The organism is Leucogemmata humicola, assembly GCF_055379415.1.
On the sequence record NZ_AP040875.1, the window covers coordinates 4,918,892 to 4,944,273 of the forward strand.

Below are 25,382 nucleotides of genomic sequence, written 5' to 3' on the forward strand. Positions count from 1 at the left end.
ATGGCGGCATATGCGGCGCATATCCTCGCTCCCCTTGGCCGTGCTGACCTACGCCGGATTGGAACTGATCAATGCAGTGCTGATGCACATCTTCCCATTCATCCGCACACGAGGGCGATATTCTCCCGGCCTGTTCACGGGAACGTTCTTCTTCGTCCCACTTAGCATTGCCACGTATTGGACCGCACTGAGCACCGGTGTCGCCGACATTCGCACCGCACTGCTCGGCCTCGTGATCGGCGGCCTCACACTCGCGTTTCCAATCGTGATGTTGCTCGTGAAGTCGCGACCGTACTTTCGACAGGAAGGACGGTAGCAACCGTCCTCCCTACGAACGCGCTAGTTCCCCCCGCGCCCCGGCCTCGGCAACGCACTCGGCGGCAAGATGTTGTTCAGCCGCATGTAGTTCGCCAACTGACTGTAGTGATCCGCCATGTCGAGCGCGTGGCCGAGCACCATCTGCGCCCGCGATGATTTCCGCGACGTTCCGCCGAACGTCATCGTGATCTCATCCGCCAACTTCGCATCATTGAGTTGTGCGAATGCACTCTCGCAGAAGGCGAACGATGCTTTAACCTTCGCGACGAGCGTGTCCTTTGGCCACTTTGCCTTGATCGAGTCTGCGGTCGTGGTGTCCTTCGCCGCGATCGTCGCCTTCATCGGGCCAAAGTTGTTACAGAACAGATAATTGTCGCTCGCCAAGTGCTGCGCGATGTACCCGATCGTCAGCTGCGCCGGCGTCGGTTTGTAACCGAACTTTGATTCTGGAATTGAATCGAACGCCTGTGCCAAGTTGCGCTGGAGGCCCATTGTCCGAACACGGAACGCCGCCGTGATCGGATCCGCTGCGGGCGCAGCCGGTGTCTGAGCAAACAGGCCAACGGGAAGCGCCAACGCCAAAACTGCCGCAAGCATCTTCATATTGTTCTCCGAGTTTCCGTAAAAGACTTTCTCGATGCGATTCATGATGCGCGCGGCCAACGACGCGCGCTAGTACACTCGGAAAGCCCTTCCCGCGGACTTGCAGCGGTGTCGGGCTCGGCATCGCCAGCCGCTCCTCCCCTGCATCTGGTCAACGCGCAAAAAGACTTACTCGATGATGTTGCGGATGTCACGGAGGCGGGTTTCTTCTAGCAGGACCTAGGCGCGAATAGGCCGAGTCGCCACCCGAATACGTCACTCTTCCTCATAGGGAGTATGCATGATCAGCCCGGGATTCGAGACCACGGACCCAGTTACGCAGACTCGTACTGTCGTGCTGCAAGGCGCTCGAGAGACATCGGGCCGCGGGTGGGTGCTCGAAGTTCATTGTCCGGAAGGCGCCGCGGCTGCATTTATAGCGCACCTGCATCGAACATGGACGGAGACCTTTGAGATTCTCGAGGGCTCGGCTGCCTACCGACTGGGAGCCAAGGAATTCCGGCTCGCGGCTGGGGAAAGTGTCGTCATGCCGCCGAACGTTGCCCACTTACATCCGTGGAACGTGGGATCAGGCAAAATGGTCTACAGGCAGACGAGTGATTTCGGCGCTTCGGCCCCGGGGGCGGTGGACGAGATGCTCGGAGCCTATGCGACAATCCATGGACTCGCGCGCGAGGGGCGCATCGGAAAGAAGGGGATGCCGAGAAACCCGTTGCAACTCGTTGCGACGGGACGCGCGTACACGAAGCACGGCAGCTTTGACGTCGGCATGCCAATCCCACTGCAAGTGGCTCTAACTGCCACGTTCGGCCGACTTGCAGAAGCGTTGGGATATAGGGCGGTCTACGACCGGTATTTACGCTGAGCGTTTGTCGATGCCGTGCGGACACCGACGTGGAGGTATGAGGGAATGGCTAAGCTTGTTTTCGGCATGATGCAGTCCCTCGACGGCTACGTTGATGGCGTTGCGGGCCTGCTGGATGAGTTGCCTCCGCCTGGCGTAGCGCTTGGCCGTCATTTCACGGATCACGTCCGAGGCCTGGCCGGCTGCTTGTACGGCCGACGGATCTACGAGATCATGCGCTACTGGGATGAGGATCGACCGGAGTGGGATGCGGACGATCACGACTTCGCGGCGGCGTGGCGAGCGCTGCCGAAATGGGTCGTCTCACGTACGCTGAAATCGGTCGGCGCGAACGCCACCCTCGTCGGGGAAAACCTCGACGCGTTTGTCCGCAGACTGAAGCAGGACGTCGACGGTGAAATCGACGTCGCAGGACCTGTGTTGGCGGCGAGTCTCACCGACCTCGGTCTCATCGACGAGTATCGCCTCTACTTCCGTCCCTTCGTGCTTGGCGGCGGCAAGCCGTACTTTGCTGGCGCCAGGCCGCCGCTCCGCATTATTGCCAGCGATCGTGTTGGTGAGGATGCAGTGCGCGTGACGTGTGTCCCAGGCTGATACTGTTCCGCCGGCCGTGTGAGTCTTCTATTTAGACTTTCGCGTTGCTCATCGCGATCAATCCATCTGCTGGCTATCGATCGTTTCAGCTGATAAGGAATCACTGTGCATTTCGCGCGACTTACTTCTCTTTGTCGGATTTACAATCGTCGCAGGTGACGACGGAGCTAGTACTGATGCCAAGTGTGCGCCGGTTTCAGCCCGATGAATGGCAGCAAACTCTCTAACGGAGCACAGGTGACCTATACCAAGCTGGCGATCGTGTTCATCCGGGCGATGGGAATCATCGCGCTAGTCTATGCGACGCCGATGATTCTGTGGGGAGTCCTAAAGGCCGCCTCCGGCGCAACCAAGGCATCCGACGGCGCCACGGACATTCGCAGCGTCCTTTTTGCCTGGGGCGTGTATGCCCTCGCCGGGGTGCTGCTCTTGCTTCTTGCGCGCCCGTTGGCTCATGTGGCGTCGCGTGGACTCGAGGATTCCGCCACACCGACGTAAACCGCTCCGCACATCGTTGTGACACCCACATTGATGACCCTCCTGTTGGCCATTGTACCTCTGCTGCCCATGGCGAATGCCTCGCCTAGGCCTGCTTGCCTTCGGTACGAACCCGATACGGTGAGTCTTACGGGCCAGCTCACGCGACGGACGTTCTACGGCGCACCGGGCTACGGAGAGGATCCGAACCACGACGAAAAGGAGACTGGCTTCTATCTCCAACTCCCGCAAGCAGTTTGCACAGTCGCCGACCGTGACAACGAAGCGAAAGCCGACGTGCGGCTCGTGCAGCTTGTACTCGATTCTGCCGGCTACGCTCGACTCCGACCATCACTCGGCAAATCGGTCGGTCTCCGCGGTACGTTGTTCGCGGCAATCACCGGCCACCATCACGCGCCGATACTCTTGATGGTTTTCAAGCCTGTGCGCGGCGAGCAATGACGTGGCCTCGCTCCAACGAGCGCCGAATAATCGTGGCGCACATTTCCACCGTTGACGAACCCGGACGGTCGCCAACCTGTTCATCGCGTGCTAACCGGGTCGGCATTCGCGATTGAAGTCGAGGTGCGTACGATCAATACGGCCAGGAGCGGGATGACTATGGCGTAGACGTACTGCGTCCGAGAGACGCCTATGCCGAACGGAAACCAGATGCCCGGCACGCCGATCGGATCGAGCAGTTCGCCACCGAATAGCCCGACCACAATTGACGCCAACGTGGCGAGCGCCAGAATTCGCATCGTCCCGCCCCGCGCCATGCGCACGCCGATCACGACAAACAGCGCGATCAACCCGAGTCGCGCAACGCGCGTTACGCTCGCAGAATGGAGCACAGCCCCGATCATCGCTGCGGCCGCCAGTAACACCGCCGACAGATCGATGCTTCGCCACGGTCGCGCGCACCAACGGTTCCAGGCTAGGGCCCATGCAGCCACTGCCGGCACCCACATCCACGACGCGAGCCATGCATACGTCCTCAGGTCCTGCAGGTCGGTCCACGCGACGATCGCATTGTTGAGGCGCCGCTCTGCCATGAACGCGAGTGCAATGCTTGCAATGATGAGAAAACCATCATAGTTGTTCCGCGACCGATACGCGAGCGCCAAGCCCACGAGCACCAACATCGCGAGCGGCTCGACGGCATCGGCGATGTAGCCTGCAATGGTTCGCCCCCAATGTGCGCGGTGGAGCCCATCGCTGATCGGCCGCGGCGCTAGAATCGGCGCGCTATGCATGCCGCCGCCGTCTGCGCTGGATCCGGAACCAGGAAGCATGTAGACACGGATGGCGAGAACACCGCGAGTTCCCGCTGCATCAGCGGGGAGCGCAAAGCGCAGCGGCCGTGTGCCGACGACTCTGGGAACCGCGCCGATCCGGCCAGAACCGCCCAACAACTGGCCGTTCCAATAGAGCTCGTAGCCGTGCTCGACGAGTGTCGGCCCGAGAATGTCCCACGATGCGCGCCCTGCCGGCACCGTCACCGCACGCCGGTACCAGGCGTAGCCGTGATAGCCGGAGTGACCATGCGCCATCCAGCCGCCGACGTAATCGGGCAGCCCCACATCGTCGTCGTGGCTACCCGGCGAGGCGGTCATATCGATCGTCTCCCAGCTACGATCGTCGGTATTGCTTTCCGCCCCGTGCAGGTCATCGCCGGTCCGAAATCGCCACGTGCCATCGAGCAACGTCGCTGTGGCGCGCAGCGTTGGCGGATCAGGACGGCCGCCTATCGCGAGGTCGGCAACCACGACGACGAAGATCAACAGCGCCGCGATGACGATCCAGGCGATCTGCTTTCGTTGAGTCGGATCGGTTGATGCTCTTGGCGTGTTAACCATACGAAGTCGCTTCATGCGGTTAGACTACCATAACCGCATAGAATATGATCATACGGTTGAACAGGACGGAAGCCATGGACAGCGGGGTTTACAGATTCCAGTTCGTCGCCGGACATCTCGCGCTCGATTTCGTCAACACGGTGGCGTTTCGAGCGGATCCGGAGAAGAAGCATGACCATCTGCAACGCGCCGAGGATGTACATCGGTGGGCGAGTCAGGCTCAGTTGCCGGAGCGGGCGGCAATCAACCTAGGCCCGCGGCCGGGAACCGCGGCACTGCAGCACATTCGCGCCGTCCGCGAACAGCTCTTTGCCGTATTCCATTCAATTGCCAGCGGTGACCCGATCCCGACCGACACACTTGCTCGGGTTGGCAATGCATTGCACGTCTGCTCCGCCAAGCGGCGTTTATCCGTCGACGGAGCAGAAGTTGGCTGGGCTTGGCGAGCGAATGCGCGGTCTACCGACTATCTGCTCTATCCTGTCCTCACGACCGCAACCGATCTTCTCACGTCCGCTTCGCGCGGCTTGGTCCGCCAGTGCGAAGCCGCAGACTGCGGCTGGCTGTTCTTAGACCGTTCTAACGCGCGGAAAAGGCGGTGGTGCAGCATGGCCGACTGTGGCAATCGGAATAAGGCCCGCAATTACTACCGGCGCGAAGCTGGCTTGGTCTAACTAAGTCCTCCGCCGCACATCCGAACCGTACGTTGAAGTCGATCGATGTCGCTACGCTCAGTCCGCCCGCAGCACTTCGATCGGATCCACGCGCGTTGCCCGCCAAGCGGGGACGCAAACCGCAAGAAGTGCGATCGCAAGAAGCGCGAGGCAAGCGCCTCCGATCGAGAGGGGGTCGGTGGGCTGAACACCGAACAGTTGCGATTCGAGTAAACGCCCCGTGAGGAGAGCGATGACGAGACCAATCACGGCACCGGCGCCGACGATGCGAGCGGCGTCCACCAACACGAGTCGGCCGATGTCCCGCGGGGACGCGCCCAACGCGAGGCGCACGCCGAGCTCGCGCTGCTGCGCGCGAATCGACGCGGCCATCACCCCGTAGAGGCCGATGGCGCACAGAAGGAGCGCGATCACACTGAATGCGCCCAACAAGAGCGCATCGAGTCTCGGTTGTGCCAGCGGCGCGTCGAGCAACTGATCCATCGTGTGCGTCTTCCAGATCATCACTTCAGTCGGACTGATGTCCGCGGTCGCGCGGCGCAGCGCTGGGAGCATCGCGGCGAGTGGAGCGGTCGTACGCACTGCGATCAATCCGCTCCAGAAGGGATTCACCTGTTCCCAATCGAAGTACACCACCGACGTCGCACTTCGGAGATCTCGAAAGTGCGTGTCGCGCGCGATGCCAACCACGGTGGCAGCCTTGCCGCTCGTGTCGAACGGGCTTCGCAATCTCATCCCGATCGGATCCTTCCCAGGCCACGTCTTCTGCGCGAATGACTCGCTGACGATTACCACATACGGCGACGACTTGGTGTCGCTCGATTGGAAGGCTCTGCCCTTGACGATTGCTACGCTGAACGTCCGAAAGTAGTCCGGTCCGACATACTCGAACGGGACGAGTGGGGCCTTGTCGGCCTCGGCTTGGGGCAGGTCAGCACGCGTTAGCCTTGCGATAAAGGTATCAGAACCCTTGAACGGCATGCTCTCGATCGGGGTGGCCGCAACCACTCCGGGCACGGATGAGAATCGCGCCGTCAAATGGTGGCCGAGCTCGAAATCCTGCTGCACACTGGCGTCGATCTTCGGCGTGGAACTGAATAAGAGAACGGACAGATGACCCGGATCGTAGCCGAGGTCGATGCGAACGAGGTGGTTTAGAGTTCTCGCAAGTAGGGCCGCACCCCCAAGGAGCACGACGGCCAGCGCGACTTGCGAAGCCACGAGGACCCGCCGTCCTCGGGCCGCCGTCTTGCCTACCCCGGCGCGGGAGTCCGCGCGAAGAACGGAGTAGGGCGCGACGCGCGCGGCGACGAAAACGGGCAACGAGGCGAACACCACCATCGCGACGAGCGTCGCCGCGACACCTATTCCAATCGGCGTTCCGGCGAGCTCGATCGCATCGAGTCGCGGGAGCTGAGCGGGAGCAGCCATCGTGAGAACACGAAGTGCGGCACTCGCTACGCCGATGCCAAGCGCGCCGGCGAGAAGCCCGACGATCGTGTTCTCGATCACGAGCAGTTGCATGAGATCCGCGGCGCTCGCCCCAATGGCTCGGCGAACAGCTAGCTCGCGACTCCGGCTGCCGAGGCGCACGAGCACGAGGCCGCCGACGTTGATGCACGCAATGAGGAGAAGAACGGAAACTGCCATCGCCAACACGATGAGTGCCGGGCGAGCGTTGCCCAGCACGACTTCATGCAGCGGAGCGGCATCGACGCCGGAGAATCGTGGCGTAAGGCGGATGCCCGGGATAGCTGCGAACGGGTTGGAGCGTTGGATCAGGGCAAGAATCTCATCACGGGCGACAGCAACCGATCGTCCCGACTGCAATCGCGCAATGATATCGACGCCCACGAATTTTGCCGCGCGTGGTAGCGGAACCCAAGCATCCGCGCCGGCAGGAAACACGAGACCAGCCGGGGCCACACCGATGATCTTCATCGTGAGCGCCCAATCTGGCACGGTGACGGTGCGTCCGATGACGTTCGGATCCGAGTCGAACGTTCGACGCCATGTCGCGTAGCTGAGTACCATGACGCGCGCGCTGTCGCTCTTCGCGTCGTCTTCAGTGATGAAGCGTCCAGCTGCCGGCTTGGCGCCAAGCAACGCGAAAAAGTCGCCGGAGACCGGGACGGCGGTCAGCGAGACAACCCGATCACCGTAGCGGTATGGGAAGGGGTTGCCCGGGCGTTGAACACCGGCGACGCCGCGCACGACCGCGCTGTCGCGTCGAATCTCATCGAGGTATTCCTGCGGGACACCGAGACGTTTTCCGCCGACATCCATCGGCCGCATCACGACGACCCGGTCTTCATCCGCAACAGGGAGGCGTTCGATCAGTACCGAGTTGCAGACCGCATATATCGCAGTGGCGGCCCCGATCCCGAGGCCAAGGACCGCGATCGCGGCTAATGCGTACGCCGGACTGCGCACCAAATTTCGCGCGGCGTATCGGATGTCCTGAGGAAGTCGGCTCAAGCGTGCACCCCTGTGTGGGAAGCGTCCGGACGGGCAACGAAACGTGCGGCGCCCGTCCTTCTAGGCACTCACCGTCTGAACGTTACTGCGCGGTCGCCGCATGTGCACGGCCTCGACCGTCAAACGCGTAGCCGATCGCGACCGACTATTGATTGTGCGCGCTCGGCGCGCTCTTATCTGATATGAACTTCGTCCTTCTGCCGGCGCGCGCCGCCGCGCTCCTCTCAACCCGCAAAAGACACGAGTGCTTCTCACTCTCGCGTTGACGCGCACAACCGATCGAGCGGAGATTGGGCGCATCTTCGACCGCAATCAGTGAGGCTCGCCGTTAGGTGACACCAACCCTTTCTTGTTGATGCCAGAACCGCTGCGGATCGAACCACTAGCAGGCTACGCGCCGGCAATCGGGAGACTCGTCGGCATGCTCACATACGCCCGGTCCACCACGATTGCCGCCGTCGAGGGAATGACCATCCCTGAACTGGATCATCTGCACGATGATCGGAGTAATTCGATCGGTGCACTCCTGGCCCACGTGGTCGCGGTAGAACGCGCCTACCAGATCCTCACTTTCGAAGACCGCAATTTGTCGTCGCAGGAGAACGTGACGTGGGCGATCCCGTTGAAGCTCGGATCCGAGGGCCAGCGAGCATTGCGCGGCGAGCCATTGGAGCACTATCTGGAACAGTTGGCGAAGGTACGCGAGGCGACTCTAGAAGCGCTCGCCTCACGCGACGACGCTTGGTTGGATAGAACCGTCAGCGCCGCGCCGAGGATCAACATGCATTGGGCGTGGTTTCACGTCGCCGAAGATGAGATCAACCATCGTGGGCAGATGCGCTGGTTGCGAGCCCGCCTTCCGCACCGATCGCCATGACAACGCCAGACAACGAATCTTCAACGCGTCCAGCAACGGCGATGTCTCGCCGCAATGCACTCGGACTCCTGGCCGCCGGCGCGCTCATTCCATTCGATCGGTTGTCATTTGTTCGGTCGGACGCAAACAGCGGTGCTGACGCGCTGCACTACCTGAGTCTCCGCGAAGTCGCACAGCTCATTGCGACACGCAAACTCTCGCCGGTAGAGCTCACGCAACACATGCTCGATCGCATCGCGAAGCTCGATCCGATCCTCGAGGCCTACGCGGCGATCATGCGCGGTCAGGCGCTCGCCGATGCACGCGCCGCGGAGCGCGAAATCGCCGCCGGCAATTACCGCGGGCCGCTCCACGGCGTGCCGATCGCGGTGAAGGATCTCTTCTATACGACAGGCGTCCCCACGATGGGTGGATCGTTGGCGCACAAGGACTTCGTGCCGAGTTTCGATGCGACGGTCGTCTCAAAGTTGCGTGCCGCCGGCGCTGTGATCCTCGGAAAGCTGAATCTCACGGAGGTCGCGTCGGCCGGATACAGTCCAACCTTGGGCGTGCCGCGTAATCCGTGGAATACCGACTACTGGCCCGGTCTCTCGTCGAGCGGGTCGGGCGTCGCGACAGCGGCGGGACTCTGCTTCGCGTCGCTCGGCACCGATACCGGTGGCTCAATTCGGTTTCCGTCTTCGGCGAATGGCATCGTCGGACTCAAACCGACGTATGGTCGTGTGAGCCGATACGGCGTGCTGACGTTCGCCGACTCGCTCGATCATGTGGGGCCGATGGCGCGCACGGTGGGCGACGTCGCCATTTTGTTTGATGCGATTGCGGGACGCGATCCCAACGACGCCACGTCACTGGACGCGCCGCCGCCGAACGCTTTTAGAGATCTCACACAGGACGCACGCGGCGTCCGGATTGGCATCGATCGGAAGTACGCGCTAGAAGGTGTTGACGCAGGCGATGCGGCCGCACTCGAAGAAGCGCTCCGCGTGCTCGCGTCTCATGGCGCGCGGATCGTCGATGTCCGTATGCCCGACCTGTCGGCGTTGCTCGATACCTGGCGGACCATCGCGGCAGCCGAGATGGCGCAATCACAGGCGGCGACATATCCGTCGCACGCGTCCGAGTATGGTCCTTACATGCGCGACTTTCTCGCGGATGGAGCGCGTGTGGCGCCCGAGCATCTCGCCCAGGCCCGGACGACGCGTTCAAAACTCAACGCACAATTCGCCGCAGTGCTCGACTCGGTTGACGCTATGGCGTGTCCGGCCGGCGGCGCTCCCGCATGGCGCGTGACGCGAGCCATTCAGACAGGTCCGGCCGCCGGGCTTCACCAAGCTTGGGGCGCGGCCGCGCCGCGCGCGATGGACTTTACCGCACCGATGGACCTGGCTGGGACGCCAACGATCTGTCTGCCATCCGGATTCTCGCCGGGCGGCCTGCCCTACAGCATCCAACTTGCTGGCCGCCGGTTGAGTGAACCACTGCTCTGCCGTATCGCCAACGCATACGAGGAAGCGACGAGCTGGCACGGACGACACCCCGACCTGGATGCGGTGTGATGTTCGACCCCGAGGTCCAGCCATCCTCGACGGCCGGTTGGCTGCGCTCGACACATCCCAAGTGAGCATGAGAGTTTAGTAGATTATGCGAATTATAGTTGCCAGCGTTGCCGTCGCGAGTCTGCTCGCGGGTGCGATCGGCGCTCAGTCGCCATCCCCACAACCGGCGGCGCGGACCCTCGTAGGCACTTGGCGCGGCACCTCGACGTGCTTGGTTCGCCCCTCAGCGTGCAATGATGAAGTCGTCGTCTATCGAATCGCGCGCACGAACGCCGCGGACAGCCTCACCGTGGACGCGCGAAAGATCGTACGTGGCGAGGAAGAAGAGATGGGCGTTCTTGCCTGCCACTTCATCTCGCCAGCTGGATCGGTGGCGTGTGCAATCCCGCTGGGCACCTGGCAGTTTCGCGCACACAACGATAGCCTCGTTGGTGAACTGCGACTCTCCGACAATACGAAGGTGCGCGACGTTCGGGCGGTTCGCGCACCATAAAATATTGGCGAGGGGTTGCGCGACACTGCTTGAGGGGGACTATCCATGCACGATCTTCGGCATGGCGACACACGCCGCTTCGCGAGTGCGAGCGCAGTATGGCAATCCGTCGCGTGGCTCATCGAGGAACTCGACTGCGCTGATCGGTGCGTCGAGTACTCGGTCGGCGACGCAGTACGGACGTATGATTGGGTCGATGCTTGGTTGACGCAGGCCATCGCCGACGGCTACGACACCATTCGCTATGTCGTAAACCCGGACCATACTGGTCTGGTGCGCGTGGACCTTGCTGCGATCGAACCGCCTCGGCGCGCGTCAGCGTCGGACTAAGTCTTTTGACCCGGCCGTGCGACAGCTTCTGAGGAAAAGGGGCGTCGGCCTTGAAGCGAGTGACCACCGCCACCACAATGCCCGCACGAGACCACGCGAGTCCCCACATGCACGCTGTTTTGGTCCTGCTCGTCGCCATTGGCATGATTGCCTGCGAGCCATCGGCGCGGAGCACTCATGCTCCGATTCTCCTGTTCACGGGAACGGGAACGTCGGCCGGAGATGCGGCGGCGGTCGAGAGAGTCCTCGAACGCGGCCATCTCGAGTTCGCCACCGCAACGTCATCGCAACTGAATCGCATGAGCGCGCCCCAGCTCATGGCGTACCGCCTGATCATCGTGCCGGGCGGGAACTTCATCGACATGAGCGCCAGCCTCACGCCGCGCACCACGGCCGCGATTCACGATGCCGTGCAGGGCGGCGTGAACTACCTCGGCATCTGCGCCGGAGCTTTCCTCGCTGGAAATGGCCACGGCTACTACAACAGTTTTGACCTTACCTCGGGAGTACGATTCGGCTTCTACAGCGCCGAGAATCGGGGGATTCGGAAAGCCATCATTCCGATTGCCGGCGTCAACGCCGCGCCGATCGAGCAATACTGGGAGGATGGTCCCGAACTCTCGGGCTGGGGAACGGTGGTCGGGAAGTATCCTGATGGAACACCCGCCATAGTCGAAGGGGCGTCTGGCCAAGGATGGTTGATTCTGGCGGGCGTTCATCCCGAAGCGCCCGAAGCTTGGCGACGTGGCTTGTCGTTTACGACGCCGGCAAGTATCGCGAACATGTACGCCGAGACACTCGTGAAAGCCGCGTTGACTCGTTCCTCTCTGCCGCGCTACTGATCGGCATCCTCCGTGTCGTCGAAACTACTCCGCGTTGTCGCGTGCGGATTGAACTCCGCGCTTAATGAAAGTGTAACGCGCATCTAATGCCCGCCGGATTTTGATAGCGGTACATTCGCGCGACGCGCCACGGCAGCGCGACGAGGACAGCACACGTCTTCCTTGCGGCCGCACCCACCTCATCGACGGCGCGGACGAAGAACAAAACAGAGGGCGTACAAATGCGATTGCTGCTGATTTGCGTCAGCATGGTTGCCTCGCTCGCGGCGTCGGCAACAAAGGCACAGAAGGCGCCAGATACCTCGCCGCACCAAACACGATTCGTCCGCGTCGAGAAAGACGTGCAGTTGGAAGTGCTCGACTGGGGCGGATCAGGACGTCCGGTTGTCCTGCTCGCTGGTTTGGGCGGCACGGCTCACGACTTCGATACGTTCGCGCCGAAGCTTGCGGCGAACTATCACGTCTACGGCGTGACGCGTCGGGGATTCGGTCGCTCCGATTCGCCACCGTTCGGGTACGACGCCGACACACTCGGCGACGACGTTCTGGCCGTCATCGATTCGCTCGCGCTGCGGCGACCTGTGCTCGCTGGGCACTCGCAGGCCGGGGAGGAACTCAGTTCCGTTGGGTCTCGCCACGCCGAGAAGGTCTCTGGTCTCGTGTATCTCGACGCCGGCTACGATTACGCGTTTTATGATCCGTCGCACGGCAATCCGACGATCGATGCCAACGAGATCATCCGGCAGCTCGGCACATTGCGATTCGGATCGGGCGTCGGTCCACGGGAAAGGCGAAAGACGATGGTCGGACTGGCTGACACCGTCCTCCCGAAGTTCTTGAACGAACTTCGACTGCTCCTGCAGGAGCCGTCGCCGCCAAATGGCCCGGCACAGCGTCCGCTTGCACGGATTCCGTACGCGATCATTTCCGGGCAGCGAAAGTACACGGAGATTCACGGCGCCGTACTCGCAATCTTCGCATCGCCTCCAGCAGCCCCGCCCGGTGCGGAGAACGACCCGTCGATGCGTGCGATCGTTGCGGAGGTGGATTCGGCGACCGCGGTGCAGGTCAACGCATTCGAGCGCGGCGTTCCGCAGGCACGGGTCGTACGGCTTTCGCGTGCGAACCACTTCGTGTTTCGGTCCAACGAGGCAGACGTCCTCCGCGAGATACGCGCCTTCATCGACGGCTTGCCGAGCGGGCCGGACTGACGAGTCCTTGAAGCACATCAGTTCGTGGTATTTTGCATCGTCATTCGAGATCCGATCCAACACCCATCCCAGGAAGGTTCATGATTCCTGAACTGCCGGGCGCGGTGCCAGAAATTCCAGTGTCAGACCTCGTCGCGGCCACGGAGTACTACCGTGACAAGCTGAGCTTCAGCATCGATTGGCTCGCGTCGGACATCGCGTTGGCGGGAATCTCGCGCGATCACTGCCGGCTCTTCCTCGCCGGCCCAAGCTTCCGCGAAGCATACGGCAATGCGAGTCCCGTGTTGACCTGGCTGAATTTGCACAGCAAGGGTCAGGTCGATGATCTGCATCGCGCGTGGAGTTCGACGAACGCCATTCTGTTGTCCGAGCCTGAGTCGAAGTCGTGGGGCCTGCACGAATTCACCGCAGCGGATCCGGACGGGAACCGATTTCGCGTATTCTACGATTTCGCGACGCCGGAGCGCGAGCGCGTCAAGTCCGCGACATCCTAGCATCATGAACGCCTGATGGAGACCTGACGTGGTGAACCCAGCGAAGAATACGATTTGCCTGTGGTACGATCGCGACGCTGAAGATGCGGCGCGGTTCTACGCCAAGACGTTTCCCAATTCGACCGTCGGCGCGGTGCACCGCGCACCGGGAGATTTTCCGTCCGGGAAGAAGGGCGACGTGTTGACCGTCGAGTTTACGGTCATCGGCATTCCGTGCATCGGACTCAATGGCGGACCGGTGTTCGAGCACAGCGAAGCGTTCTCGTTTCAAGTTGCGACCGACGACCAAGCCGAAACGGATCGCTACTGGAACGCGATCATCGACAACGGCGGCGAGGAAAGCCAATGCGGCTGGTGCAAGGACAAATGGGGATTGTCCTGGCAGATCACGCCGATTGCGTTGACGAAAGCCATCACGGATCCTGATCCCGCCGCGGCCAAGCGCGCGTTCGATGCGATGATGCGGATGAAGAAGATCGACATCGCGGCAATCGAGGCAGCGCGGCGCGGTTAGCGCTGAACAATCATCATCGTAGAGGAGTTCATGGTGCCTGCATTGCTGCGATTCACCGGCGGCGTCGAACGCGCTCCCGCGATTGATGCGTGGTTCGATGTGGAACCGAAGGAGCTTGGCTCAATCGCGCGGACGTGGTTTGCCGCCGTTCGGCGGGCTGGCACCGACGTTCGAGAACTCATGCATGATGGGCTTGCCACCGCATGCGTAAACGATGCGCCGTTTGCCTACGTTGGCGTCTTCAAGGATCACGTCAACGTTGGGTTTTTTCATGGCGCAGCGCTGCCGGATCCGGCAGGTCTGTTGCAGGGTACTGGCAAGCACATGCGTCACGTGAAGATCAGACCTGGCGTTGATCTCGACTCGCCATCGCTCGACGCGCTCATCGCAGCCGCGTACCGAGACATCGTCACTCGTCTGACAGTGGCCGAGTAACGGACGTGCTCAACCAATCGAAGCTTGTCGCGTACCGTCGCGCCCTACTCATTCTCGCATTTGCGCTTCCGTCGGCGCTCGCTGGTCAGTCGACGCCAGCGCCGAATGGCGTGATCCAGCAATTCGTCAGGTTCGCCGACATCTTCGGCGGCCGACTCGTCGCAGCGTTCGACTCCATTCCGGCGGCGCGGTATGACTATCGGCCAACGCCTCCGCAGCAGACCGTCGGCTACATCGCGCAACACCTCGAGGACGCGAATTACAGTCTGTGTGAGCGACTCGGTGCCGCGAAGCGCGCGAGGACCTCGAAGGATTCGTTGGCGGACACCATCAAGGCACGGTGGCCGAAAGACACTCTCGTCGCCCGCCTCGAGGCCTCACTGCGCTTTTGCGACGCGGCCCTGGAGCGCGTGAGCAAACTCGACTCGCCGGCGCTCGCCAGCACTCTGCTCGCGTTCGAGACTGACCTAGCAGAACACTACAGCCAGATCTCCGGGTACATGCGCCTCCTCGGCATGGTGCCGCCGTCGGCGCTGCCTCCGAAAGTGCGTGTGGCGATCGAGGTGCCGGTGTCGACGCTGTCGCGATACGTCGGCGTCTATGAGTTGGCAGCGGGCATGGAACTCGACGTCACGCTGCAGAACGGTGCGCTCTTCGTTCGGTCGAGTCTGGGAGGCGAGCCGGCGCAGCTTTGGCCCGAGAGCAACGCCGACTTTTTCGCCAAGAGCGTCGATGCGCAGATCACGTTCGTCCGCGACGCGAGCGGATCGGTGTCGAGCCTCGTGCTTCACCAATTCGGGCGCAACCGATCCGCGAAGAAGCTTCGATAAGAAGCGTTAGCTGCGCTGCCGAAGATAGTGTAGCCCAACGACACCGCTCGGATACGGCCTCACCGACTCCAGCGTGAATGTCGCATGCAACCCGTGTGGCAGCACTCGCTTGCCGCCGCCGAGCGTGAGTGGGTAGAGGAGTAGGTGCAACTCGTCGACGAGATCGTGCGCGAACAAGGCATGCACGAGTTGACTGCTGCCATCCGTCAGAATGTTCTTGCCCGGCTCTGCTTTGATCGCGCGGATGGACTCGATCACGTTGTCGCGAATGATCGTCGTGTTACGCCACTTGGGTTCTGTGAGCGTACGAGACACGACGTACTTCTTTGGCGCGTTCATCAAGTCGCCGAAGGGATCGCCCACGGGCATGGGCTCGAACGCGTCGGCGTGTGTCACATAGGTGCGGCGACCGAGGAGGAATGCATCGGTGTCCTTCATTAAAGCACCGAAGCTCTGGCCGATGTCATTGTGCCAGTAAGGCATGGTCCACCCGCCGTGTTCGAATCCGCCGTCTCGATCCTCATCTTTCCCTCCGGGCGCCTGCATTACTCCGTCGAGCGACATGAACTCGGACACAATCAGCTTTCGCATTCAAATCTCCGTTGATGGGCTTGTAGTCGGGTCCGCCTCGCGCCGCGAGCGTCGCGCAGTTGATGGCGAATCGGGCCTTCACTTATGCGTCGAACGAGCCTGGCCAGAATCGACATGTCGCGTGGCGATTTTTACCGCCGGCGCCGACACGGTAGCGGCGATCGCCGGAGCGCGATCTATTTGGCCGCTGCGACTGACTCGAGTCATGCCGATGACCACAGACTGGCAGCTATTTCGCGAACCTCTTCGCAGCACGATTACGCGCACATTTGCGATCGCGCTGATTGTGGGTGCGCTGCTCGCGCGCCTGACGGGAGGCGGACTCGCGCGCTGGCCGGTCGCGATACTCGTGGTGCTGTGGGTGTCGCTCGGAGGTCATTGGCTCGAGCTGTGGTTCCTCAACTGGCTGCGTCCGCGCCTGTCCACGGCGCGCGCGGTTCAGGTCGGTACGCGCATCGCAGTGTGGTTCGTCGGAGGCAGCGTGATGGGACTGGGCATGTGGCTGACGGCGATGACGCTCGCGCATTTCGAGCCCGGGCAATGGGCGGCGTGGTGGATGGGTGGAATCGGCTTCATTGGCGTCGAACTCGTGGCGCATCTCGGGTTGCAGCTACGCGGACAGCCCAGCTTTTACAACGGGCGCGGCTAAGCTCGGACTTCGCGCGTCAGGACCGATTTTTCACAGGCATCCTGACCGCTGACGGCGCAACGTTCGGGCGTCGTGGCACGTTCGTCTTTCAGCAGGCATCTCGAAGCGGCCGGCGGACGTGCGATTTCAGCCGCGTCGCCCCGCGAGGTGAGCGCTCTCGCGCTAGCCCGGGTCCTGTCTGAACGATACCGTGGCAGTTGGCCCCCCGTGCGTCCCCATAGCGAAAAGACGTCGAAGCATGAACACACCCAAGGCTCGCAGCGCAGTCGCTGCACTCCTCCTGTCCCCGCTGGTTTTCGCCTGCTCGTCGGGAAAATCGGCTGACAAACCCGCTGCCGCTGCGGCGACCGCCGCACCGATGCAGCAGAGCATGGCCGGCATGTCGATGCCGGTGACCATCCCCACCGGCGCAACGTATACCGCGGCGGACGTGCACTTCATGCAGGGCATGATCGCGCACCACGCGCAGGCCATCTACATGTCTCGCATGGCCGCGGCGCGCCAAGCCAATCCGCGCGTCCTGAAGTTCGCCAACAAGATCGATCAGTCGCAGCAGGCGGAAATTCGGCTCATGCAGGAATGGCTCGTCGCCCACAAGCAAGCGGCGCCCGACACCGGATCCTGGCGAACGATGACGATGCCGGGAATGCTGACGGCGCAGCAGCTCAAAGACCTCGACGCCTCGAAGGGCGCCGATTTCGACAGAGAGTTTCTCAACCTCATGATCCAACACCATGAGGGCGCGCTCAAGATGGTGGAGGATCTCCTTGCCTCACCGCTGGCAGCGCAGGACGTCGACGTTTCGGTGTTCGCGAACGACGTCGTGACAGTTCAGACCGCCGAGATCGACTTAATGCACCAAATGCTCGCCAACCTTTGAGACCACCACCGGAGATCCACCTGATGGGAAAAGCTCGCAGGACTTCCTTACTTGCCGCCACGTTGACGCTCGCAGCAGCGACGATGCTGTTTGCGCAGACCTATCCGACCGGCAACGATCCGCGTAACGGACTCAAAGCCGGCCGTCTCGATGCCGGAACGGCTGCCAGCGGGATGCGCCTCGTCTCGTTCACGCCGAAGCCCGCCGAGTTCGACTCGGTCGCAGGCCTCACGTTCATCAACTCGGATCTCGCGTTCCACGGCAACTACGTCTACCAGGGCAACTTCTCCGGCTTCTCGATTTGGGACGTGAAGAATCCGGCGAAGCCCGTGAAGGTCGCTGTGGTACCGTGCGTCACGTCGCAGGGCGATCCGTCGATTTACGGCAACCTGCTCTTCGTCTCGGCCGAGGGCAACGGCAACCGTACGGATTGCGCGAAGGGCGGCGTGAGAGACACGGCTGACCACAAGAGCCATATGGCCGGCGTTCGCATCTACGACGTTTCGAACCCGAAGACGCCGAAGCTCATCAAGAACGTGCAGACGTGCAAAGGCTCGCACACGCACACGATCATCCCGAGCCCGACCGACAAGGGTGTCATCTACCTCTATGTGTCGGGGAGTCAGGGCGCTCGTCCGGAAACCGAACTTGCTGGTTGCAAGAACGGCACTGATCCGGCCGACGAGACGAACTCGATGTTCCGTCTCGACGTGATCAAGGTTCCGCTCGCGCACCCGGAGAATGCCGACGTCGTGACTGGCGCGCGCATCTTCACGGGCATGATGCCGGCTCCCACGGCTGCGAGTCGTGCAGCAGCGCGTGCTGGACGTGGCGGTCGTGGTGGCCGTGGCGCAGGACGCGCCGGTGCGGCACAGGCGGGCGCCGCTGGCGCACCGGTTCCTGATCCGACGCCGACCGGTCCGAGAAACTGCCACGACGTGACGGCTTACCCGGCCATGCACCTGCTCGCCGGCGCATGCGGCAGCTATGGCTTGCTCGTCGACGTTTCGAATCCGGAAAAGCCGGTGCGTCTCGACGCCGCGGCTGACACGAACTTCTCGCTCTGGCACACGGCGGTGTTCAGCAACGACGGTTCGAAGGTCGTGTTCACGGACGAATGGGGCGGCGGTACGGCTCCGAACTGCCAGGCGACGAGCATGATGGAAATGGGCGGCAACACCGTCCTCACGATCGAAGGTGGCAAGAAGTACACGGAGCATGCGTACTTCAAGATTCCGACGGCGCAGAGCGCGCAGGAAAACTGCGTGTCTCACAACGGCGGACTCATTCCGGTTCCTGGCCGCGACATCATGGTTCAGGGCTGGTATCAGGGCGGCATCGACGTCAGCGATTTCACTGACCCCGATCATCCGTTCGAAATTGCGTTCTTCGACCGTGGACCAGTCGATGCGCCGGCTGACACCGTCGCCGCTGGTGGCCGCAGCCGCTACACGACGGGTGGCTCGTGGGGCGCGTACTACTGGAACGGCTACGTCTACTCGTCCGAGTTGGCTCGCGGTTTCGACGTTCTCGAGATGCTGCCGACCGACAAGCTGTCCGCGAACGAACTCGCCGCAGCCAAGCTCGTCCGAATGACGGAATACAATCCGCAGAGCCAGCCGAAGATCGTCTGGCCGGCGGCGTTCCCCGTCATCCGCTCGTATCTCGATCAGCTCGTGCGCAACAACGGCCTCGCGACGGCGCGTACGACCGCCATCTCGGCGTCGCTCGCCGCGGCTGAGAAGCAGACTGGCGCTGCGCGTGGCAAGTCGCTGACCGCGCTCGCAGCGGAAGTCGACAAGGACGTCAACGGCGCCAAGGACTCGGCGCGCGTGAAGGCGATGTCGTCTGAGATCAAGCGTCTCGCGGCGGCTTCGAAGTAAGCGCTTCGTTACGGTAGGACAGAATTCAAAGAACCCACACTGTCATGGTGTGGGTTTTTTGATTCTATTCAAATCATGAATGTAAGGCGAAGCTTCGACGAACACGTCCCGCTGTTCGTCGAATTCGGCAATCGAGTTGCACAGTTGCCCCCGGATGCGTGGAGTCGCATCGACGCGAGGTGTGCAGCGCTCAACGGCCCTTCGTTCAGCGCGCTGATCGACCGTGCACTCATCTTCGCGAAGTCGTTCGGGCCGTTCACGCTGCCGGAACCACCCCTGTTTATGCGAATCATCAACGGGGCTGGGCGAGCGGCGATTAGCGGTATGGCGATCGTTGGCGAGCTCGCACTGGAATTCGAAACCGCCGATCCGGCGACATCCGTCAAGCCATTGCGTCGCCGAACGAAGAGCTACGGTCCGAGAAACGACGCCTGCATCGACGCCAACAATTTCATCGAGTCGGCGCTCGATTCGCTGAGTCGAGATCAACCCGGAGTTGCTACTGTCGTTCGCGCGGCGGGACACGCGGTCTTACGACACGATTGGCTACGACCAGAGGATTTTCACTCCGTATACGCGCCGATCGAGCCCGAAATCCCGTTCGCCGAATTGGAGTCTCCGCCGTCCAAAACCCACGCCGCAATCCACCGAGGATACTCGATGAAGCTCTACACGTATCTCAACTACGGCGGCAACTGTCGGCAGGCGTTTGAATTCTACGCCGAGCACCTCGGCGGAAAAATCACAATGATCACGACGCATAGCGAACAGCCAAACGCCGACAAGGTTCCGCCGGAGTGGAAGGACGCTGTTCTGCACGCACGCATCGAACTCGGCGACACAATGCTCATCGGCGCAGACATTCCGCCGCATCGCTTTCAGCCAATGCGCAGCGCGTATCTCACGCTCATGCTCGAGAGCGTCGAAGAGGCCGAGCGGATCTATGCGCTGCTGTCGGACGGCGGACAGATCTTCATGCCGATGGAGGAGACGTTCTTCGCACGGCGCTTCGCGATGCTTCGAGATCGGTTCGGAACGTCGTGGATGCTGCTTCACGAAGCGGCGACCGCGTAGAACGTGTCGACGACAAATCGATTCGTCGGGCGAGTGCAGGCGGGCAAGGGAGACGCTTCGCATTGGCTAGCGCTTTTCAACGAGGCCTATTCGCGTAAGGTCGCCACCGCGGTCTTTCCTGGCTCGTTGAATCTTGCGTTGCCGGAATCATTCGACTGGTTCACGCCTGACATTCAGCGTCGGACAATCTGGTTCGGCCGCGCCGAGTATGGCGGTGAACGCGACATCCTCCTGGTGCCGTGCGTGCTGGTGAATCTCTCTAAGGAGCCAGCCTGGCTATGGACTCCTACGACAGCGGCGAGGGAACGGCCCGACCCGTGGGTGGTAGAAGTCATCGCGGGCAGGAATCTGCGTTCGACGTACGGTCTCGTGGATGGATCAATCGTCGAAGTGGAATTGAGCGAACGCGCATTAGCCGGGTGAGCAACAAGGAATTCAATGCCCTCTTCGATCGCGCACGGATCCGTTGCCGTCTTACTGACCCCGATGTTGAAACACACACCGGTGTCGCGGGCAACGCTGATCGGCGTCGCAATCGCCGCCGCCCTACCCGACATCGATGCGATCGGCCGACCCTTTGGCCGAGGCGACTTGATGTTTCTCGGCGGGCACCGTGCAATCACTCACTCCGTATGGTTTGCGATCGCGGTTGGTGGACTGGCTTTGGCATTTGTCAGGATGCGCGGACTGGGCGTCAATCCTTGGCGGTTCGCGGCATATGTCACACTCGTGGTGGCGTCGCACGGCCTTCTAGATATGCTAGCGGACTACGGCGAAGGCGTTGCCTTCTTTGCACCACTGTCGGCCACGCGATGGAAGTCGCCATGGCAGCCGTTCGCCGAAGTTTTGCCGGAGATCCTCATTCTCTGGCTTCCGGGGCTATTGATGTTTCGGCTGTGGACGAAAGGATGGCTGCTCAGAACTGAGGCGGCCCCGAAGACAGCGTAGCACTCACGCAGCGAGGAATACCTCCAATGCCGCCGACACTCGCGAACGGAAAGATCTGCTATCTCGAGATACCTGCAGTCGACATCGCTCGCTCCGCAGAGTTCTACGCAAAAGCGTTTGGCTGGAAGATTCGCCAGCGCGGCAACGGCAGCACTGCATTCGATGACGCAACGGGCGAGGTTAGCGGGAGCTGGGTAGTGGGTCGTAAGCCAGCGACTGAACCCGGCTTGATGGTTTACATCATGGTCGACAGCGTCGGGGCAACGATCGACACAGTGATCGCCCTCGGAGGAGAGATCGTGCAACCGATTGGCGCAGACGCTCCCGAGATTACTGCGCGCTTTCGCGATCCGGCCGGCAACGTGATCGGTCTGTATCAAGAACCGTCGTCCATGCACGCCTCATGACATCGATGGAATTCGACATCACCACCGGCGTTGCCGTTCTCGAACGCACTCCGCCGACACTGCGCTCGATGCTGTCAGGTCTTCCGCCAGAATGGATCGACGGAACCGAAGGCCCCGAGACGTGGAGTCCGTACGTGATCGTGGGTCATCTCATTCACGGTGAGCGATCAGACTGGCTCACGCGTGCACGCATCATCCTCGCGCAAGGCGAGGACCGACGCTTTGAACCCTACGATCGGTTCGCACAGTTCCGCGAGAGCGAGGGCAAGTCGCTCGGTGATCTGCTCGACGAATTCGCCCGCGTCCGCGCTGACAACCTGAACACACTCCGCGACTGGAAGCTGACCGATGCGCAGCTCGCACTCGAGGGCCAGCATCCCGCGTTTGGGACGGTGTCGCTCCGGCAACTACTCGCGACGTGGGTCGCGCATGATCTCGGACACATCGCCCAAATCGCGCGCGTCATGGCCACGCAGTACCGCGATGCGATCGGCCCCTGGCGCGCGTATCTGCCTGTGATGGATCGCTAACTCAGTCGGCGCGGATCGTCTCCACGGGATCGAGACGCGCCGCGCGCCGTGCGGGCAGCAAGCACGCCAGCCCGGCGGCAACGATCAACAGTGTCGGCACCGCAACGAGGGTGAACGGATCACGCGTGCCAACGGCATAAACGAGGGCGTTGAGCAAGCGCGTGAGAGGAAGCGCGGCCAGCACACCAAGCGCGGCGCCCAACGCAGCCAGCCGAAGTCCGTCGGTGACGACCATTGCTAGCACGCGCTCGCGCGACGCGCCGAGTGCGAGTCGAATTCCGATTTCCCGACGACGCTGCTGTACTCCGTAGGCGATCACGCCGTAGATGCCAGCGAGCGCGAGGGCCATCGCAACGGCCGCAAACGTCGCGAGCAGCGTGAGATAGAAACGTCGCGCGCCGAGTGACGCAGCCACGATGTCATCGAGCGATCGTGCGCCATTCATTGGGACATCGGCGTCGATCGTTTTGAGAACGGACCGAATGGCGCTCAACACGCGACCGGACTCCGTCGCTGAACGAACGACGATGTCGTATTCATCGAGCGGCCATTGGTCGTACGACATGTAGATGTGCGGCGTGAGCCCGCGATCGAGCGCATCCTGCCGAACATCGCCGACGACGCCAACGATCTCGCCGCCAAACTTTCGCCCTTCATTCGACCAACCCGTTTCGATGTACTTTCCGATCGGGTCTTCGCCAGGAAAGTACCGTCGTGCCACCTCGGCGCTGACGATCAGCGTTTGCGGTGCATCGATTCGATCCTGTGCCGCGAACGTGCGGCCGCGAAGCAGCGGAATTCCCATCGCGGAGAAGTATTCTTCGCTTGCGACGCGAGCCTGTGCGCGCGGCTCATTGCGCGGATCCGCCGGCGCTCGGCCCCGAATCGTGAAGGTGAAGCCGAGTCGCTGGCCACTCAGCGGGAGATCGATCGTGTTGGCAGCGGCCGTGACGCCGGGGAGGCGTCGAATTCCCTCGAGTAACCGCGCGGAGAATTGGCGCTGCTTCTCCGTCGTGGCGTAGCGCGTCGGAGGCAGCGCCACGGCAAACGTCGAGACACCTTCAGAGCGGAAACCAGGATCGACCTGTCGGAGTTGCGCGAAGCTTCGCAACAGAAGGCCCGCGCCGGTGAGCAGCACGATTGCAATCGCCACTTCGGCGACAACGAGCAAGCGACGAGTCCGCGCGCCCGGCGAATGGCCGACCGTGCGACCCGCCCGGCGAAGGCGCGTATGGAGGTCGCCAGCCGACGCTTTGCGCGCTGGGATCGCGCCAAACAGGAGCGCCGTCAGCGTAGTCACAGCGAAAGTGAACGCCAGCACCGAGCCGTCGAGCCGAATCGCGTCAAGGCGCGGAAGCTCGGCCGGTGCAATCGATTTCAGAACTCTGATTCCGGCGACGGCGAGCATCAGTCCGATTGCACCGCCAACGACGGCAACGAGCAAGCTCTCGGTCAGAATCTGCCGTGCGATTCGCCCGCGGCTTGCGCCGAGGGCCGTACGCACCGCCAACTCAGAGTCGCGAGCGGCGAGTCGTCCGAGCATCAGACCGCCGACGTTTGCGCAGGCGATGAGTAGCACGCATCCGACGGCACCGAGCAGGACGAATAGTGGCTTCTGAACGCTGCCGACGATGTCGGCAAGCAGTGGCGTGAGCGCGACTCCCACGTTGGTATTGTGAACAGGATCCAGCTGCTCGATTCGACGAGCAATCGCGCCCATTTCCGCGCGCGCCTGTCCGAGCGATGTCGTTGGGGCAAGCCGGCCGATCACTGTAATCCACCGGGCGCCGCGCGCATTCTGTGCGAGATCGCGGTCGGTAAAGCGCGTCGTGAGCCAGACCTCAACAGGTTCTGGCCATCCCATGGCCGCCGGTGCAACGCCGATGACCAGTGTCGGAAGATCGTCGAGGAGAATTTTTCGGCCGACGATATTCGGATCTCCACCGAACCGTCGTTGCCAAAACCCTTCGCTCAACATCGCGACGCGCGGTGCAGAGACAGCATCTTCGCCCACAGCGAAGCCTCGGCCGAGCAGCGGGCGAAGTCCGAGAACACTCATCGTGTTGGCGGTCACGCGCGCCTGCGTGATGCGCTCGGGTTCGCCGTCGCCCGTGAGAACAGTCTGACCGTCGAATGATGCGGCGAGACCGTCGAAGGCATGTGTGGCCTCCCGCCAGTCCATGAAATCGCGGGCGGAGACGGCGGAACTCGTGCCGCGCATGGTCGACGTGATCGCGACGAGTCGATCAGGCTCAGGATACGGCAGCGGGCGTAGCACCACACCGTTCACGACGCTGAAGATGGCGGTGTTGGCGCCAATGCCGAGTGCCAACGTTGCGATCGTGACAACGGTAAACACTGGGCTGCGTTTCAGTGCGCGCACAGCATATCGAAGGTCAGCCGCAGTACTCTCGACCCAGGGTATGGCGCGCTGTTCGCGAACCGATTCAGCGGCAATGGTGACTCCACCGAAGGCGAGCAACGCTTCGCGCCGAGCATCGGCCGGCGACATGCCGCGACGTTCGTTGTCGGCGATCAACAGTTCGAGGTGCGCGTTCAGCTCGGCGTCGAGGTCGGCGTCGGCGCGTCGGCCAGCAAACAGTCCGCCCACGCGAACGACCGCAGCACGCAGATGTCTGAGCATGTCAGATCTCGCTCGGCGTGGCGTTCATCGCCGCAGCGATTGCGGCGGCGAGTCGGTCCCAGCTCGCGCGCTCTTCCTTGAGTCGGCGACGGCCAGCGGCGGTGATCGAATAGAACTTGGCGCGACGATTGTTGTCGCTTTCTCCCCACTCGGACTCGATCAGCCCCTGCTGGTGCAAGCGGTACAGCGCGGGATACAGCGAGCCCTGCGGAATCTGCAGCGCTTCCTTGGAGATCTGCGCGATGCGCAACAAGACCCCGTAACCGTGGAGCGGTTTCAACGACACGGCCTTGAGGATCAACATGTCGAGCGTTCCGGGCAGG

Annotated in this window: 30 protein-coding genes; 24 read left to right on the top strand and 6 right to left on the bottom strand. The window is 62.2% G+C overall.

Annotated elements, in window-relative coordinates; translation table 11 throughout:
- The first annotated feature begins 10 nt into the window (after window positions 1-10).
- Window positions 11-316, top strand: a complete 306-nt coding sequence (locus AC6H4Z_RS21085) for an HXXEE domain-containing protein (protein ID WP_497543939.1) — start codon at window positions 11-13, stop codon at window positions 314-316.
- A 23-nt stretch (window positions 317-339) separates the two neighbouring features.
- Here AC6H4Z_RS21085 and AC6H4Z_RS21090 read toward each other — a convergent pair whose 3' ends face one another.
- Window positions 340-966 (bottom strand): DinB family protein, encoded by a 627-nt coding sequence (locus tag AC6H4Z_RS21090; RefSeq protein ID WP_497543940.1) that lies wholly within the window; start codon window positions 964-966, stop codon window positions 340-342.
- 235 nt (window positions 967-1,201) lie between these two features.
- Between AC6H4Z_RS21090 and AC6H4Z_RS21095 the strand changes: the two genes are divergently transcribed.
- From AC6H4Z_RS21095 to AC6H4Z_RS21110, 4 genes are all read left to right on the top strand, one after another.
- On the top strand, window positions 1,202-1,786 hold the full coding sequence (locus AC6H4Z_RS21095) for a cupin domain-containing protein (protein WP_497543941.1): 585 nt from the start codon (window positions 1,202-1,204) through the stop codon (window positions 1,784-1,786).
- A 45-nt stretch (window positions 1,787-1,831) separates the two neighbouring features.
- Window positions 1,832-2,380: a dihydrofolate reductase family protein gene (locus tag AC6H4Z_RS21100; RefSeq protein WP_497543942.1), complete on the top strand. Its 549-nt coding sequence runs from the start codon at window positions 1,832-1,834 to the stop codon at window positions 2,378-2,380.
- A 237-nt stretch (window positions 2,381-2,617) separates the two neighbouring features.
- Window positions 2,618-2,878: a hypothetical protein gene (locus tag AC6H4Z_RS21105; RefSeq protein ID WP_497543943.1), complete on the top strand. Its 261-nt coding sequence runs from the start codon at window positions 2,618-2,620 to the stop codon at window positions 2,876-2,878.
- A gap of 120 nt (window positions 2,879-2,998) precedes the next feature.
- Complete coding sequence (locus AC6H4Z_RS21110; RefSeq protein WP_497543944.1) at window positions 2,999-3,319, top strand: DUF4431 domain-containing protein; 321 nt, start codon at window positions 2,999-3,001, stop codon at window positions 3,317-3,319.
- An 80-nt stretch (window positions 3,320-3,399) separates the two neighbouring features.
- Here AC6H4Z_RS21110 and AC6H4Z_RS21115 read toward each other — a convergent pair whose 3' ends face one another.
- Entirely contained in the window at window positions 3,400-4,731 is a 1,332-nt protein-coding gene (locus AC6H4Z_RS21115; protein ID WP_497543945.1) for a glycoside hydrolase family 2, read from the bottom strand.
- A gap of 59 nt (window positions 4,732-4,790) precedes the next feature.
- Between AC6H4Z_RS21115 and AC6H4Z_RS21120 the strand changes: the two genes are divergently transcribed.
- Window positions 4,791-5,390, top strand: coding sequence for a CGNR zinc finger domain-containing protein (locus AC6H4Z_RS21120; RefSeq protein ID WP_497543946.1), 600 nt, complete (start codon window positions 4,791-4,793; stop codon window positions 5,388-5,390).
- Window positions 5,391-5,447: 57 nt separating this feature from the next.
- Here AC6H4Z_RS21120 and AC6H4Z_RS21125 read toward each other — a convergent pair whose 3' ends face one another.
- Window positions 5,448-7,868, bottom strand: coding sequence for an ADOP family duplicated permease (locus AC6H4Z_RS21125; protein ID WP_497543947.1), 2,421 nt, complete (start codon window positions 7,866-7,868; stop codon window positions 5,448-5,450).
- Window positions 7,869-8,223: 355 nt separating this feature from the next.
- Between AC6H4Z_RS21125 and AC6H4Z_RS21130 the strand changes: the two genes are divergently transcribed.
- The 10 genes from AC6H4Z_RS21130 to AC6H4Z_RS21175 all read left to right on the top strand — a co-directional run bounded on the left by AC6H4Z_RS21130 (window position 8,224) and on the right by AC6H4Z_RS21175 (window position 15,453).
- Window positions 8,224-8,745, top strand: a complete 522-nt coding sequence (locus tag AC6H4Z_RS21130; RefSeq protein ID WP_497543948.1) for a mycothiol transferase — start codon at window positions 8,224-8,226, stop codon at window positions 8,743-8,745.
- Window positions 8,742-10,304, top strand: coding sequence for an amidase (locus AC6H4Z_RS21135; protein WP_497543949.1), 1,563 nt, complete (start codon window positions 8,742-8,744; stop codon window positions 10,302-10,304). Before AC6H4Z_RS21130 ends, AC6H4Z_RS21135 begins: the two co-directional genes overlap by 4 nt.
- Before the next feature lie 85 nt (window positions 10,305-10,389).
- Window positions 10,390-10,797: a hypothetical protein gene (locus AC6H4Z_RS21140; RefSeq protein WP_497543950.1), complete on the top strand. Its 408-nt coding sequence runs from the start codon at window positions 10,390-10,392 to the stop codon at window positions 10,795-10,797.
- A gap of 45 nt (window positions 10,798-10,842) precedes the next feature.
- A complete protein-coding gene (locus AC6H4Z_RS21145; RefSeq protein WP_497543951.1) occupies window positions 10,843-11,127 on the top strand; it encodes a hypothetical protein in 285 nt (94 codons plus the stop codon).
- Between the two features lie 107 nt (window positions 11,128-11,234).
- Window positions 11,235-11,969 carry a BPL-N domain-containing protein gene (locus tag AC6H4Z_RS21150; RefSeq protein WP_497543952.1) on the top strand — a complete coding sequence of 245 codons (735 nt, stop codon included), beginning with the start codon at window positions 11,235-11,237 and terminating at the stop codon, window positions 11,967-11,969.
- Between the two features lie 221 nt (window positions 11,970-12,190).
- Window positions 12,191-13,180: an alpha/beta fold hydrolase gene (locus tag AC6H4Z_RS21155; protein WP_497543953.1), complete on the top strand. Its 990-nt coding sequence runs from the start codon at window positions 12,191-12,193 to the stop codon at window positions 13,178-13,180.
- An 80-nt stretch (window positions 13,181-13,260) separates the two neighbouring features.
- Window positions 13,261-13,674: a VOC family protein gene (locus AC6H4Z_RS21160; RefSeq protein WP_497543954.1), complete on the top strand. Its 414-nt coding sequence runs from the start codon at window positions 13,261-13,263 to the stop codon at window positions 13,672-13,674.
- Between the two features lie 28 nt (window positions 13,675-13,702).
- Window positions 13,703-14,188 (top strand): VOC family protein, encoded by a 486-nt coding sequence (locus AC6H4Z_RS21165; protein WP_497543955.1) that lies wholly within the window; start codon window positions 13,703-13,705, stop codon window positions 14,186-14,188.
- A 30-nt stretch (window positions 14,189-14,218) separates the two neighbouring features.
- Window positions 14,219-14,623 (top strand): DUF1801 domain-containing protein, encoded by a 405-nt coding sequence (locus tag AC6H4Z_RS21170; RefSeq protein WP_497543956.1) that lies wholly within the window; start codon window positions 14,219-14,221, stop codon window positions 14,621-14,623.
- 5 nt (window positions 14,624-14,628) lie between these two features.
- Entirely contained in the window at window positions 14,629-15,453 is an 825-nt protein-coding gene (locus AC6H4Z_RS21175; protein WP_497543957.1) for a DUF3471 domain-containing protein, read from the top strand.
- Between the two features lie 6 nt (window positions 15,454-15,459).
- Here the strand turns inward: AC6H4Z_RS21175 and AC6H4Z_RS21180 are convergent, their stop codons facing one another.
- Window positions 15,460-16,044 carry a dihydrofolate reductase family protein gene (locus AC6H4Z_RS21180; protein ID WP_497543958.1) on the bottom strand — a complete coding sequence of 195 codons (585 nt, stop codon included), beginning with the start codon at window positions 16,042-16,044 and terminating at the stop codon, window positions 15,460-15,462.
- A gap of 211 nt (window positions 16,045-16,255) precedes the next feature.
- On the opposite strand from AC6H4Z_RS21180, the gene AC6H4Z_RS21185 reads away from it, so the two are divergent.
- The 8 genes from AC6H4Z_RS21185 (at window position 16,256) to AC6H4Z_RS21220 (ending at window position 22,415) form a co-directional block, all read left to right on the top strand.
- Window positions 16,256-16,693 carry a hypothetical protein gene (locus AC6H4Z_RS21185; protein WP_497543959.1) on the top strand — a complete coding sequence of 146 codons (438 nt, stop codon included), beginning with the start codon at window positions 16,256-16,258 and terminating at the stop codon, window positions 16,691-16,693.
- Window positions 16,694-16,931: 238 nt separating this feature from the next.
- Window positions 16,932-17,573: a DUF305 domain-containing protein gene (locus AC6H4Z_RS21190; protein ID WP_497543960.1), complete on the top strand. Its 642-nt coding sequence runs from the start codon at window positions 16,932-16,934 to the stop codon at window positions 17,571-17,573.
- 23 nt (window positions 17,574-17,596) lie between these two features.
- Window positions 17,597-19,456, top strand: coding sequence for an LVIVD repeat-containing protein (locus AC6H4Z_RS21195; protein ID WP_497543961.1), 1,860 nt, complete (start codon window positions 17,597-17,599; stop codon window positions 19,454-19,456).
- 75 nt (window positions 19,457-19,531) lie between these two features.
- Entirely contained in the window at window positions 19,532-20,530 is a 999-nt protein-coding gene (locus AC6H4Z_RS21200) for a VOC family protein (RefSeq protein ID WP_497543962.1), read from the top strand.
- A gap of 3 nt (window positions 20,531-20,533) precedes the next feature.
- A complete protein-coding gene (locus tag AC6H4Z_RS21205) occupies window positions 20,534-20,953 on the top strand; it encodes a DUF120 domain-containing protein (protein ID WP_497543963.1) in 420 nt (139 codons plus the stop codon).
- A gap of 15 nt (window positions 20,954-20,968) precedes the next feature.
- Complete coding sequence (locus AC6H4Z_RS21210; RefSeq protein WP_497543964.1) at window positions 20,969-21,478, top strand: metal-dependent hydrolase; 510 nt, start codon at window positions 20,969-20,971, stop codon at window positions 21,476-21,478.
- Between the two features lie 26 nt (window positions 21,479-21,504).
- A complete protein-coding gene (locus AC6H4Z_RS21215) occupies window positions 21,505-21,885 on the top strand; it encodes a VOC family protein (RefSeq protein WP_497543965.1) in 381 nt (126 codons plus the stop codon).
- Window positions 21,882-22,415 (top strand): DinB family protein, encoded by a 534-nt coding sequence (locus tag AC6H4Z_RS21220; RefSeq protein WP_497543966.1) that lies wholly within the window; start codon window positions 21,882-21,884, stop codon window positions 22,413-22,415. Before AC6H4Z_RS21215 ends, AC6H4Z_RS21220 begins: the two co-directional genes overlap by 4 nt.
- 1 nt (window position 22,416) lies before the next feature.
- Here AC6H4Z_RS21220 and AC6H4Z_RS21225 read toward each other — a convergent pair whose 3' ends face one another.
- Together AC6H4Z_RS21225 and AC6H4Z_RS21230 are read right to left on the bottom strand one after the other, a co-directional pair.
- Entirely contained in the window at window positions 22,417-25,059 is a 2,643-nt protein-coding gene (locus AC6H4Z_RS21225) for an ABC transporter permease (protein WP_497543967.1), read from the bottom strand.
- 1 nt (window position 25,060) lies between these two features.
- Complete coding sequence (locus tag AC6H4Z_RS21230; RefSeq protein WP_497547073.1) at window positions 25,061-25,363, bottom strand: PadR family transcriptional regulator; 303 nt, start codon at window positions 25,361-25,363, stop codon at window positions 25,061-25,063.
- Window positions 25,364-25,382: the final 19 nt, after the last annotated feature.

Coding starts and splice junctions, on each gene's coding strand:
- AC6H4Z_RS21170 (WP_497543956.1), top strand. CDS start 14,219: ATGGTGCCTGCATTGCTGCGATTCACCGGCGGCGTCGAACGCGCTCCC.
- AC6H4Z_RS21230 (WP_497547073.1), bottom strand. CDS start 25,363: ATGTTGATCCTCAAGGCCGTGTCGTTGAAACCGCTCCACGGTTACGGG.
- AC6H4Z_RS21145 (WP_497543951.1), top strand. CDS start 10,843: ATGCACGATCTTCGGCATGGCGACACACGCCGCTTCGCGAGTGCGAGC.
- AC6H4Z_RS21185 (WP_497543959.1), top strand. CDS start 16,256: ATGACCACAGACTGGCAGCTATTTCGCGAACCTCTTCGCAGCACGATT.
- AC6H4Z_RS21210 (WP_497543964.1), top strand. CDS start 20,969: ATGCCCTCTTCGATCGCGCACGGATCCGTTGCCGTCTTACTGACCCCG.
- AC6H4Z_RS21135 (WP_497543949.1), top strand. CDS start 8,742: ATGACAACGCCAGACAACGAATCTTCAACGCGTCCAGCAACGGCGATG.
- AC6H4Z_RS21090 (WP_497543940.1), bottom strand. CDS start 966: ATGAATCGCATCGAGAAAGTCTTTTACGGAAACTCGGAGAACAATATG.
- AC6H4Z_RS21200 (WP_497543962.1), top strand. CDS start 19,532: ATGAATGTAAGGCGAAGCTTCGACGAACACGTCCCGCTGTTCGTCGAA.
- AC6H4Z_RS21195 (WP_497543961.1), top strand. CDS start 17,597: ATGGGAAAAGCTCGCAGGACTTCCTTACTTGCCGCCACGTTGACGCTC.
- AC6H4Z_RS21120 (WP_497543946.1), top strand. CDS start 4,791: ATGGACAGCGGGGTTTACAGATTCCAGTTCGTCGCCGGACATCTCGCG.
- AC6H4Z_RS21095 (WP_497543941.1), top strand. CDS start 1,202: ATGATCAGCCCGGGATTCGAGACCACGGACCCAGTTACGCAGACTCGT.
- AC6H4Z_RS21180 (WP_497543958.1), bottom strand. CDS start 16,044: ATGCGAAAGCTGATTGTGTCCGAGTTCATGTCGCTCGACGGAGTAATG.
- AC6H4Z_RS21100 (WP_497543942.1), top strand. CDS start 1,832: ATGGCTAAGCTTGTTTTCGGCATGATGCAGTCCCTCGACGGCTACGTT.
- AC6H4Z_RS21190 (WP_497543960.1), top strand. CDS start 16,932: ATGAACACACCCAAGGCTCGCAGCGCAGTCGCTGCACTCCTCCTGTCC.
- AC6H4Z_RS21215 (WP_497543965.1), top strand. CDS start 21,505: ATGCCGCCGACACTCGCGAACGGAAAGATCTGCTATCTCGAGATACCT.
- AC6H4Z_RS21130 (WP_497543948.1), top strand. CDS start 8,224: ATGCCAGAACCGCTGCGGATCGAACCACTAGCAGGCTACGCGCCGGCA.
- AC6H4Z_RS21220 (WP_497543966.1), top strand. CDS start 21,882: ATGACATCGATGGAATTCGACATCACCACCGGCGTTGCCGTTCTCGAA.
- AC6H4Z_RS21225 (WP_497543967.1), bottom strand. CDS start 25,059: ATGCTCAGACATCTGCGTGCTGCGGTCGTTCGCGTGGGCGGACTGTTT.
- AC6H4Z_RS21160 (WP_497543954.1), top strand. CDS start 13,261: ATGATTCCTGAACTGCCGGGCGCGGTGCCAGAAATTCCAGTGTCAGAC.
- AC6H4Z_RS21150 (WP_497543952.1), top strand. CDS start 11,235: ATGCACGCTGTTTTGGTCCTGCTCGTCGCCATTGGCATGATTGCCTGC.
- AC6H4Z_RS21115 (WP_497543945.1), bottom strand. CDS start 4,731: ATGAAGCGACTTCGTATGGTTAACACGCCAAGAGCATCAACCGATCCG.
- AC6H4Z_RS21155 (WP_497543953.1), top strand. CDS start 12,191: ATGCGATTGCTGCTGATTTGCGTCAGCATGGTTGCCTCGCTCGCGGCG.
- AC6H4Z_RS21140 (WP_497543950.1), top strand. CDS start 10,390: ATGCGAATTATAGTTGCCAGCGTTGCCGTCGCGAGTCTGCTCGCGGGT.
- AC6H4Z_RS21085 (WP_497543939.1), top strand. CDS start 11: ATGCGGCGCATATCCTCGCTCCCCTTGGCCGTGCTGACCTACGCCGGA.